This window comes from Kitasatospora sp. NPDC059812, assembly GCF_042732075.1.
Classification (GTDB): domain Bacteria; phylum Actinomycetota; class Actinomycetes; order Streptomycetales; family Streptomycetaceae; genus Kitasatospora.
Genome location: NZ_JBHWIO010000176.1, coordinates 1 through 2339 on the forward strand (window position 1 = coordinate 1; position 2339 = coordinate 2339).

The following is a 2339-nucleotide window of genomic DNA, read 5'->3' on the forward strand; positions in this document are numbered from 1 at the left end:
CGGCGGCCATCGCGGCCTCGGCCTCGGAGGTGAGGGCGAGCACGCGACGCACCCCGTCCTCCTCCAGCACGGTGAGCGTGACGCCTTCGTCCCGGCCCGCCGAGATGAGCTCGGCGACCAGTGCCTCGGGGACGTCCCGGTTGGTGAACGGCTGCCGGCTGGAGTGGCGCCCGGCGATGGCCGGGTAGAGGTCGACACCGAAGGGCAGCGGTGTGCGGGCCGGCGCGGAGAGGTCGAGCACGGCACACGGCTGCGCGCCTTCGCCGGCCGGCAGCAGCCGGACGGCGGCCTCGCGGCCGAGGTGGGCGGCGGCCACCCGCAGGTTGAACAGGGCGGCGCCGATCGAGATGTGCAGCGCCCTGCCGGCCGGGTCGGCGGCCGGAACGGCCCGGCTCAGCTCGGCGCGGACCTCCAGGCCGAGCAGGTCGGGCGTGGGACGGAAGCGCCAGGGCTGGCTGTTGTGCAGCGAGGGCGCCAGGCCTCCGGCTTCGGCCAACAGGTGCAGATCCGCAGTGGTGAGGGCGGTTTCGGTGGTCATGGTTGATCACTCCCTGTTCTCGGCGGGGAGCTCCGGTGGTTCAAGCATCCGCCGATCCGGTGGTGCCGAGCGAGGGTCCTAAGGCCCTGGCCCCACGGCCGAGCGGCACCGGTGCCCGCCGACGCGTCCGGCTTCGCCGGGCAGGCCCGCGCCGCCCCCGCGGACACGGCCCGCCGGAGGGCCGAACAGCCCTGCCGCCTCGCACTCGGCGACGGTCTGCGACCTGCTGCGCGACGTCGTCGAACGGCTCGTCGACCTGATGATCCCGGTCTCCCGCAGCGCCCTCCGGGAGACCTCCACCTGATCCCCGTCGACCCTGCCGACTCCCCGACCACGGAAGTACCGCAACTCGCATCCACCGACAGAACAGGTTCTTCGGGCCTCCTGCGAACCTCAGGAGGCCTGCTGCTGGACCGGACCGGGCGACAGCAGGCGCGACACGAGGGTGCGGGTCCATTCGGCGGTCAGCGGCAGGTCGGTGAAGACGGCACGGTAGTAGAGGGGCGCGAGTACGGCGTCCGCGGTGTGTTCGAGGGTCGGGGGCTGTTCGCCCCGGGCCCGTTCCCGCCCGAGGATGGCTTCGAGCCCTTGCTCGCGCTCTCCGCGGCACGCCGCGGCACCCTGTTCTCCGCCCGTGCCGATGGTGGCGCGCACCAGGGCGAGGGTGTCCGGGTCGCCGAGGTCCTTGGCGAGGTCGAACGCGTAGCGCTCCAGGTCCCCGCGCAGGCTGCCGGTGTCCGGCACCACGATGTCCCCGGTGAAGCGGCTGGTCGCGACGTCGGCGAGCAGCTCGCCGACGGAGCCCCACCGGCGGTAGACCGTGGTGGCGTGCACGCCCGCGCGGGCGGCCACCACCGGGATCGTCAGCACGTCGGGGGAGCCTTCGGCCACCACTTCCTGGACGGCCCGGTGCACAGCCGCTCGGACTTTCGCGGAGCGGCCGCCGGGCCGGCTGCCGTTGCCGGACGGAGGGGGCGTCGTAGCGGTCATGCGGCCAGTATCGCATCGATCACTGCTTTTTAGGTTTTCCCCGGGCGAGCCTCTGACCTGCGGAAACGTCGACCATTGGGGCTCTGAGCTGCGAGAATACATCTCTGAGGCTCTCGCAACTTCTCTGCGCTTCTCGGCCTCATGTGTGCCGATTCCGTGCCGCGAAGCGATCTGCTGGCCTTCTGGTCACTGCCGACTGCCTGTGCCGCTCGACCCCTCGGAGGCCCACCAGTATCTCAGGCCCACGACTCCCTCGCGAGCACCGGGCAGAGCTGACCCCTGCTGCACACCCCCAGGTGTCCGCAGCCCCTCATCCACGGCCATGGTCACGGAACGTGACCAAAGGAGCTGGCCATACACTTCGACACCATCACCGCCGGACGGTTCGACGAACTGCTCTGTGACTCGAACATCCCCGTCGCCCACCAGGCCCCCCTGGGCATTGCTTGCCGCAGCGGGCCCTCGCGACAGTCGGCGAGCCCATGGAAATCACGCGCAGTAAGTACGCCGCGGTGCTCGCTCTGCTCCAGCACCTCGATGCGGTCAACGCGCCGGAGAGCGAGGCGGCCCGGTCGCCACTGATCGACTCCACAGGCGCTGAGGAACTAGCCTGCGCGTTTCAGCTGAGGCTGGACCGGATCGTGGGCGGAAACGCGAAAGTGCCTTCTGAACTGCAATGCCGGTGAGTTAGGGCGTTTCCGCAGGTAGGGGCGGGTGCCAGGCCAGGTGAGCACCCGTCGCCCGGGCATGGCCCCACAGTTCGTAGCCGGTAAAGCCGCGGTCGGCCAGCAGAAGCATGTCCGGCTGAAGG

At 70.9% G+C, this 2339-nt stretch carries 2 protein-coding genes and 1 pseudogene; 1 reads left to right on the top strand and 2 read right to left on the bottom strand.

Annotated features, from left to right (window positions below; all coding sequences use genetic code 11):
- Together ACFV6D_RS38745 and ACFV6D_RS38750 are read right to left on the bottom strand one after the other, a co-directional pair.
- Positions 1–538 (bottom strand): annotated as a pseudogene (locus ACFV6D_RS38745) (hypothetical protein); the annotation flags it as partial.
- Positions 539–931: 393 nt separating this feature from the next.
- Positions 932–1528: a TetR-like C-terminal domain-containing protein gene (locus ACFV6D_RS38750; RefSeq protein WP_380563433.1), complete on the bottom strand. Its 597-nt coding sequence runs from the start codon at positions 1526–1528 to the stop codon at positions 932–934.
- 482 nt (positions 1529–2010) lie between these two features.
- On the opposite strand from ACFV6D_RS38750, the gene ACFV6D_RS38755 reads away from it, so the two are divergent.
- On the top strand, positions 2011–2214 hold the full coding sequence (locus ACFV6D_RS38755; RefSeq protein WP_380563435.1) for a hypothetical protein: 204 nt from the start codon (positions 2011–2013) through the stop codon (positions 2212–2214).
- Positions 2215–2339 lie beyond the last annotated feature (125 nt).